The sequence below is a fragment of the Streptomyces sp. NPDC006332 genome (assembly GCF_040612855.1).
Taxonomy (GTDB): Bacteria; Actinomycetota; Actinomycetes; order Streptomycetales; family Streptomycetaceae; genus Streptomyces.
Genome location: NZ_JBEXRA010000096.1, coordinates 11118 through 19067 on the forward strand (window position 1 = coordinate 11118; position 7950 = coordinate 19067).

Annotated in this window: 5 protein-coding genes; 2 read left to right on the plus strand and 3 right to left on the minus strand. The window is 71.0% G+C overall.

Annotation, left to right across the window (positions count from 1 at the left end):
- The coding region (locus tag ABZ027_RS41510; protein WP_356777995.1) for an Ig-like domain-containing protein at nt 1–2674 on the plus strand (2674 nt) is incomplete at its 5' end.
- 80 nt (nt 2675–2754) lie between these two features.
- Here the strand turns inward: ABZ027_RS41510 and ABZ027_RS41515 are convergent.
- Nucleotides 2755–3465 carry a hypothetical protein gene (locus ABZ027_RS41515; protein ID WP_356777997.1) on the minus strand — a complete coding sequence of 237 codons (711 nt, stop codon included), beginning with the start codon at nt 3463–3465 and terminating at the stop codon, nt 2755–2757.
- A gap of 156 nt (nt 3466–3621) precedes the next feature.
- Here ABZ027_RS41515 and gcl point away from each other — a divergent pair, with 156 nt between their 5' ends.
- Entirely contained in the window at nt 3622–5406 is a 1785-nt protein-coding gene (gcl, locus tag ABZ027_RS41520) for a glyoxylate carboligase (RefSeq protein WP_356777999.1), read from the plus strand.
- Nucleotides 5407–5471: 65 nt separating this feature from the next.
- Here the strand turns inward: gcl and ABZ027_RS41525 are convergent, their stop codons facing one another.
- Together ABZ027_RS41525 and ABZ027_RS41530 are read right to left on the minus strand one after the other, a co-directional pair.
- Nucleotides 5472–6044: a TIGR04222 domain-containing membrane protein gene (locus tag ABZ027_RS41525; RefSeq protein WP_356778001.1), complete on the minus strand. Its 573-nt coding sequence runs from the start codon at nt 6042–6044 to the stop codon at nt 5472–5474.
- 859 nt (nt 6045–6903) lie between these two features.
- On the minus strand, nt 6904–7797 hold the full coding sequence (locus ABZ027_RS41530; RefSeq protein WP_356778003.1) for a 2-hydroxy-3-oxopropionate reductase: 894 nt from the start codon (nt 7795–7797) through the stop codon (nt 6904–6906).
- Nucleotides 7798–7950 lie beyond the last annotated feature (153 nt).

A 7950-nucleotide genomic window follows, 5' to 3' on the forward strand; every position in this document is an offset into this window, starting at 1 on the left:
GGCCGGGACCAGCACCACTGTGACCTCCTCGCCGGATCCGTCGGTGGTGGGGCAGTCGGTGACCTTCACCGCGACGGTGGCCCCCGTGGCGCCGGGCGCTGGGACGCCGACGGGCACGGTCACCTTCGCCTTCGGCGACGGCAGCCCCACCCAGACCGTGCCGGCCACAGGCGGAACGGCGACGGTCACGCACACCTACACCAGCGTCTCCGGCAGCCCCTACCCCGTCACCGCCACCTACAGCGGCGACGCCGACTTCACCACCTCCACCGGCACCGACACCCAGACCGTCCAAGCGGCCACAACCACCACCACGGTCACCACCAGCCCCGATCCCTCGCCGGTCGGCCAACCGGTCGGCATCACCGTGGCGGTCGCCGCCCAGGCGCCCGGTGCGGGTACGCCGACCGGAACCGTGACCGTCACCTTCGGGGACGGGGCACCCGCCCAAACCGTGACGCTGGTCGGCGGGACGGCGACGCTCACTCACACCTACACCAGCACCGTGGGCAGCCCGTACACCGTCACCGCCACCTATGCCGGGGACGGCGACTTCAGCGCCTCCACCGGTACCGACACCCAGACGGTGAACGTGGCCGCGACGACCACCACGGTCACGTCGACTCCCGACCCCTCGGTCTTCGGCGAGCAGGTGACGATCACCGCCACGGTGACGCCCACCCCGCCCGGAGCCGGAACGCCCGGCGGGACGGTGTTCTTCGTCATCACCGGCGGACCGGTCCTCAGCGCTCCTGTCACCGCCGGCACCGCCACCGTCACCACCAGCGCCCTGACGGTCGGTCCCCACACCATCACCGCCATCTACACCGGCAACAGCAACTTCAACCCCTCGGTCGGCACCGACACCCACACGGTGAACCCGTCGCCCACGACGACCGCGGTGACATCGGCGCCCGATCCGTCCTTGGTCGGTGAACAGGTGACCGCCACGGCGACGGTTACGGCGAACGCTCCGGGAGCGGGGACGCCGACCGGGACCGTCACCTTCGACTTCGGCGACGGCTCCACGCCGGTCCCCGGAGTTGTCGTGGGCGGCACGGCCACGGCAACTCACACCTACGCCACGGCGACCGGCAGCCCGTTCACCATCACCGCCGCCTACGGCGGAGACACCAGCTTCGCAGGCTCCTCGGACACCGACCCTCACACGGTCGGCGCGGCGGACACCACCACCACGGTGACGTCCGCTCCCGATCCGTCGGTGGTGGGCGAGTCGGTGACGGTGACGGCGACGGTGGCCGCGGTGGCGCCGGGTGCGGGGACTCCGACCGGGACGGTCACCTTCGACTTCGGTGACGGGTCGCCCGTCGCGACGGGGACCCTGGTGGGCGGCGTGGCCACGGTCACGCACGCCTACGTCACCACGGTGGGCAGCCCGTTCACCATCACCGCCGGCTACACCGGGAACGGCGACTTCAACGCCTCCACCGGTACCGACACCCAGACCGTCGGCCAGGCCGCGACGACCGCCACGGTGACGTCCGCTCCCGATCCGTCGGTGGTGGGCGAGTCGGTGACGGTGACGGCGACGGTGGCCGCGGTGGCGCCGGGTGCGGGGACCCCGACGGGGACGGTCACCTTCGACTTCGGTGACGGGTCGCCCGTCGCGACGGGGACCCTGATGGGCGGCGTGGCCACGGTCACGCACGCCTACGTCACCACGGTGGGCAGCCCGTACAGCATCACCGCGACCTATGGCGGAGACGCCAACTTCACCGGGGCCTCCGGGACGGACACGCAGACGGTGGACCAGGCCGCGACCACGGTCGCGGTGGTGTCCGCTCCCGATCCGTCGGTGGTGGGCGAACCGGTGACGGTGACGGCCACGGTGACCGCGGACGCTCCGGGGGCGGGGACCCCGACGGGAACGGTCACCTTCGACTTCGGTGACGGATCGTCGGCCGTCACCGCGACCCTGGCCGGAGGCACCGTGACGACCACCCACACCTATACGGACGTGGTGGGCAGTCCGTACACGATCAGCGCCTCCTACGGTGGGGACGTCAACTTCACCGGCGACACCGGGACGGACACGCAGACGGTGGACCAGGCCGGGACCACGGTCGCGGTGGTGTCCGCTCCCGATCCGTCGGTGGTGGGCGAGTCGGTGACCTTCACCGCGACGGTGGCTCCGGTCGCGCCGGGTGCGGGGACGCCGACGGGGACCGTCAGCTTCGACTTCGGTGACGGGTCGGGGACGACCACCGCGACGGTGGCGGGCGGGACGGCCACGGCCACCCACGTCTACACGGACGTGGTGGGCAGTCCGTACACGATCAGCGCCTCCTACGGTGGGGACGCGAACTTCACCGGGGACACCGGGACGGACACGCAGACGGTGGACCAGGCCGGGACCACGGTCGCGGTGGTGTCCGCTCCCGATCCGTCGGTGGTGGGCGAGTCGGTGACCTTCACCGCGACGGTGGCTCCGGTCGCGCCGGGTGCGGGGACGCCGACGGGGACGGTCACCTTCGACTTCGGTGACGGGTCGGGGACGACCACCGCGACGGTGGCGGGCGGGACGGCCACGGCCACCCACGTCTACACGGACGTGGTGGGCAGTCCGTACACGATCAGCGCCTCCTACGGTGGGGACGCGAACTTCACCGGGGACACCGCGACGGACACTCAGGTGGTGAACGAAGCGGCCTAGCAGACCGGACACAGCAGCCGACTGGTGCCTCGATGCGGAGGTGACGCCCGACCGGGAAGACCGGTCGGGCGTCACCCGTTTCAGGCACCGGTCGTGTGCAGGGTGTCCGCCATGTCGTTGACCGCGCGCGGCGTGCCCGTGAGGTCGAGCACGAACAACGGAACCCCCAGGCGGTCGGCGCGTCCGTGGGCGTCGTCCGCGTACCCGGCGAGGGAGAAGTAGACGCAGCGCGAGGACTCCGTCATGGCCGTCAGCCACAGGCACTCCACGTCCCGCACGGAGGCCGGCCGTACGCTCGGGTCCACCTGGGCCAGCAGACCGCGCGCGGCGATGCCGATACCGGAGGGCGGCCGCTGGTCGGCGCGGCGGATGTCCCGGTAGCCGAGCCAGCGCAGATACAGGGCGGTCGCCGTCACCGCGTCCCGGGCGGTACGGATCGCCACGGTCTGGAAGGGACGCCGGGGTGCCGGACGGGCTTCTGGGGCCGAGGCTGGGCCCGGGGGCGCCTCGGCCACCGCCCCAGCCTCGGCCACCGTGACCCGCAGCACCGTCCCGCACGGGCACCCCAGCTCCGGACGCGGCCACTGGCCGTCGTGCCCGCAGGACTCGCAGCGCACGGTGATCCACTCCTCCTCCCAGGCGCGGCGAGTGACGGCGGTGGCACTCCCACGCCGGTCGAGGTGCGGACTGACGGGTGCGCCGCACGCGCACGGATACGACGGTGCCGCGTAGAGATGCTCGCGCCGACAGGCCGGGCAGCGCACCGGAACGCTCTCGGACATGGCCCACATCGTCCTCCAGGAAGCCCCCGCTTGTCCGTCTCTTGACTGCCTTCACCCACCCACTTACATTAATTCCAGATCGTAGAAGTTAATTTCCATTATGCGGAAGTGCTCGCGACGGGGCGCGGCGGGAGTGCGAATCCGACAGCCGAAGCAGGAGTACTGATGGCTCGAATGACCGCTGCCCGCGCGGCAGTTGAGATCCTCAAGCGTGAGGGCGTCACCGACGCGTTCGGTGTCCCCGGCGCGGCGATCAACCCCTTCTACGCGGCACTCAAGGCATCCGGCGGCATCCACCACACCCTCGCCCGGCATGTCGAGGGCGCATCGCACATGGCCGAGGGCTACACGCGCACCCACCCGGGCAACATCGGTGTCTGCGTCGGCACCTCCGGCCCCGCCGGCACCGACATGATCACCGGCCTGTACTCCGCGACCGGCGACTCCATCCCGATCCTGTGCATCACGGGCCAGGCCCCGACCGCCGTGATCCACAAGGAGGACTTCCAGGCCGTCGACATCGCCTCGATCGCCGAACCGGTGACCAAGATGGCGACCACCGTCCTGGAGGCCGCGCAGGTCCCGGGAGTCTTCCAGCAGGCCTTCCACCTCATGCGCTCCGGCCGTCCCGGCCCGGTCCTCATCGACCTGCCGATCGACGTCCAGCTCACCGAGATCGAGTTCGACCCCGACACCTACGAGCCGCTCGTGCCCTACAAACCCGCCGCGACCCGCGCCCAGATCGAGAAGGCGATCGGGATGCTGAACGCGTCCCAGCGCCCGCTGATCGTGGCCGGCGGCGGGATCATCAACGCCGACGCACCCGAACTCCTCGTCGAATTCGCCGAGTTGACCGGCATACCGGTTGTCCCGACTCTGATGGGCTGGGGCGTCCTGCCCGACGACCACGAACTCAACGCCGGCATGGTGGGCCTGCAGACCTCGCACCGCTACGGCAACGCGACCTTCCTGGAGTCCGACTTCGTCCTCGGCATCGGCAACCGCTGGGCCAACCGCCACACCGGCAGGCTGGACGTCTACACGGCCGGCCGGACATTCGTCCACGTCGACATCGAGCCCACCCAGATCGGCAGGATCTTCGCCCCGGACTACGGCATCACCTCCGACGCCAAGGCCGCCCTGGAGCTGTTCGTGGCGGTGGCGAGGGAGTCGAGGGACGCGGGCAGCCTGCCCGACCGCTCCGAGTGGGCCGCCGCCGCGCAGGAAAAGAAGGCCACCCTCCAGCGCCGTACGCACTTCGACGACATCCCGATCAAGCCGCAGCGCGTCTACGAGGAGATGAACAGGGCCTTCGGACCGCAGACCCGGTACGTCTCCACGATCGGCCTCTCGCAGATCGCCGGTGCCCAGATGCTGCACGTCTACCGGCCGCGCCACTGGATCAACTGCGGCCAGGCGGGCCCGCTGGGCTGGACCGTCCCCGCCGCGCTGGGCGTGGCGAAGGCCGACCCCCAGGCGTCCGTCGTCGCCCTTTCCGGCGACTACGACTTCCAGTTCATGATCGAGGAGCTGGCGGTCGGGGCGCAGCACCGGATCCCGTACGTCCATGTCCTGGTGAACAACTCCTACCTGGGCCTGATCCGGCAGGCGCAGCTCGCGTTCGACATCGACTTCCAGGTCAACCTGGAGTTCGAGAACACCAACTCACCCGAGCTGGGGGTCTACGGCGTCGACCACGTCAAGGTCGCCGAGGGCCTCGGCTGCAAGGCGATCCGGGTCACCGACCCGAACGAGCTGGGCGCGGCCTTCGAGCAGGCGAAGAAACTCGCCGCCGAGTACCGTGTCCCGGTGGTCGTGGAGGCCATCCTGGAGCGGGTCACCGACATCGCGATGTCGAGGACGAACGACATCAGTGAGGTCGTCGAGTTCGAGGAACTCGCGACCGAGCCGGCGCATGCCCCGACCTCGATCAGGACGCTGAAGGTCTGACAGCCGACAGTCACCTCACGAAGGGCGGCCCACCGGGAAGGTCCGGCCGCCCTTTCGGCGTGTCCTCAGTCCGCGACGCCGCCGCAGGAGTACGGCGAGCGCTCGGAGTGCCGCAGCAGCCCTTTACCCGCGACCTCAGCGCGGGCGGTCAGGCCGGCCCGGAGGGCGAAGCGTCCGGCGAGGACGGTCAGGGCCGGATCGCCGTGCAGGGCCACCGCCATCAGAGTGTCCTCCGTGGACAGGCCCCGTCGGCCGGCCGGCAGCGGGTGGTCGGCGTACAGGGCGTCGAGCGCGCGCCGGGCCGCACGGGTACGGCGCGGCGGGAGGCTACGCAGCAGGCCGGCCGACAGGAGGCTGCCGCGCATCTCGTCCAGGGCCTGGCGTACGGTCGCCCGGCGGAGCAACTCGGCTACTGCGGCGGGCTGTTGAAGGGACGCGAGCACCGCGTCGGACAGCGGAGACAGGGCCTGCCCCGCGCCGCCGGGCTCCCCCGAGACCCGTACCGTGCCCGGTCGGCCGGCCTCGACAGCCCCCAGCAGATGCAGGGCGAGCACGGCGACCGTGACGGCGGCGCGGGGACCGCCCCGCAGCAGCGCGACCTCGTGCGGCGTGAGCCGGACCGTCGCACCGCTGTTCATGGCACCCCCTGGCACGGGGTCCGCCGCCCCCGTGCCGGCGGGCCCCGCATGACCAGAATGTGCCCGCGCCCGGGGGCAGTTGAAGCCTCCGGGCGCGGGTTCAGAGGTTGATTTGAGGGTTCCGTAGTCGGCGTACGACCGCTGCCTTGACGCCCTCTCCTGCCCAAGGGCAGGAGATTCCGGTCCGTACCGCTACGCGGTACCACCATGGGTTCCTGTTTCACAGGCCACTGCCGACCGGTGAGGGTCGGTCTTACACGGCCTCCGCAGGCCTGACTTCCCGCCCGTCCGGCGGTAGGTCCCACAACTCCGTTGTCGGACAAGGCGATCTTAGCCATGCCGCTGCGCCCCTCCGGGCCACTACGGGCAGGATGCCCTACCCCTCCACCCTGATGGGGGGAGCACTGGGCAAGTGTTCGGTAGCCGCTCGTGTGCCGGGTGTGCTGGTGCCATGCCCTCAGGCTCCTGCGGAAGGGGCGTCGTCGCACCCCGGCGTGCCTGGGCCCCGCGCACGCGGCATCGACACCGACACCGACGCAGTGCCGATGCCGACGTCGATACCGATACCGATTCCGGGACCGCGGCGGTCGCGACGGAGCCGGGAACACCCTTCTCTCACGTCGAGAAGGGGCCCCGGGCCCTTGGCCACCGCACTGGCTCGCACGCCGCCGCGGTCCACGGCCCCTGGCCGCGCCACGCCACTGAGCAACGACCCCTTATCCGGGTCGCCCACTGGTCGGGCACGGCCAGGGAGTCCTGACACCTGATGGTCGAAGTGGATTCCGGGCGGCGCCGACGCCTGGGCGCGACAGGACGGATGTCAGCGCCGACGCCGCCCGGAGTTCAGGAGAGGGCGGGGTCAGATCCTGGCGCCGGACAGGCGCTCCACCGCCCGCAGGAGCGCCGAGTGGTCGAGGCCGCCGTCGCCCTGGGTCCGCAGGCTCGCGACCAGCTGTGCGACCACGGCACCGACCGGCAGCGCCGCCCCGACGTCGCGGGCGGCGTCCGTGACGATGCCCATGTCCTTGTGGTGCAGGTCGATACGGAAGCCCGGCGTGAAGTCACGGTCGAGGAAGTTGTCCTTCTTGCGCGTCAGCACGGTGGAGCCCGCCAGCCCGCCGTTCAGGACGTCGAGGGCCGCCTTCAGGTCCACGCCCGACTTCTCCAGGAAGACCACGGCCTCGGCGCACGCCTGGATGTTCACGGCGACGATCAGCTGGTTGGCCGCCTTCACGGTCTGGCCCGAGCCGTGCGGACCGCACAGCACGATGGTCCTGCCCAGCGCCTCGAAGATCGGCGCGGCCTCGTCGAAGTCGGCCTGCTCGCCGCCGACCATGATGGAGAGCACGGCCTCGACCGCACCGGCCTCACCGCCGGACACGGGTGCGTCCAGCACGCGGATGCCCTTCGCCCGCGCCGCCTTCGCCAGGTCCACGGAGGTCTGCGGGGTGATCGACGACATGTCGATCAGCAGGGCATCGGAGCGCGCGTGCTCCAGGATGCCGTCCGGACCGTAGGCGATGGCCTCGACCTGCGGGGAGGCGGGCACCATCGTGATCACCACGTCGGCGTCCCGCACGGCGTCGGCGATCGAGCCGGCCGCGCTGCCGCCGGCGGCGGCCAGTCGGTCGAGCTTGTCCTGTTCCAGGGTGAAGCCGGTGACGTCGTAACCCGCCTTGATCAGGTTCTCGGACATGGGGGAGCCCATGATGCCGAGACCTATCCAGGCGATCTTGCGAAGGTTCGTGGACATGCGGGTGCCTCTCTGCCTGCTTCGCTACGTCGGTGGGTGGCGCTCAGCGCGCGGCTCGGGCCTAGGTGTATTGACCCGCAGGGTTGTTCACGCGGGTGATGGGTGGCTGGCCGCCGAGTGCGGTGTGGCAGCGGTGGTGGTTGTAGGTGTGCA

What these genes read in the sequence shown, in the direction of transcription:
- ABZ027_RS41515 (WP_356777997.1), bottom strand. Translation starts at nt 3,465, where the DNA reads ATGTGGGCCATGTCCGAGAGCGTTCCGGTGCGCTGCCCGGCCTGTCGG.
- gcl (WP_356777999.1), top strand. Translation starts at nt 3,622, where the DNA reads ATGGCTCGAATGACCGCTGCCCGCGCGGCAGTTGAGATCCTCAAGCGT.
- ABZ027_RS41525 (WP_356778001.1), bottom strand. Translation starts at nt 6,044, where the DNA reads ATGAACAGCGGTGCGACGGTCCGGCTCACGCCGCACGAGGTCGCGCTG.
- ABZ027_RS41530 (WP_356778003.1), bottom strand. Translation starts at nt 7,797, where the DNA reads ATGTCCACGAACCTTCGCAAGATCGCCTGGATAGGTCTCGGCATCATG.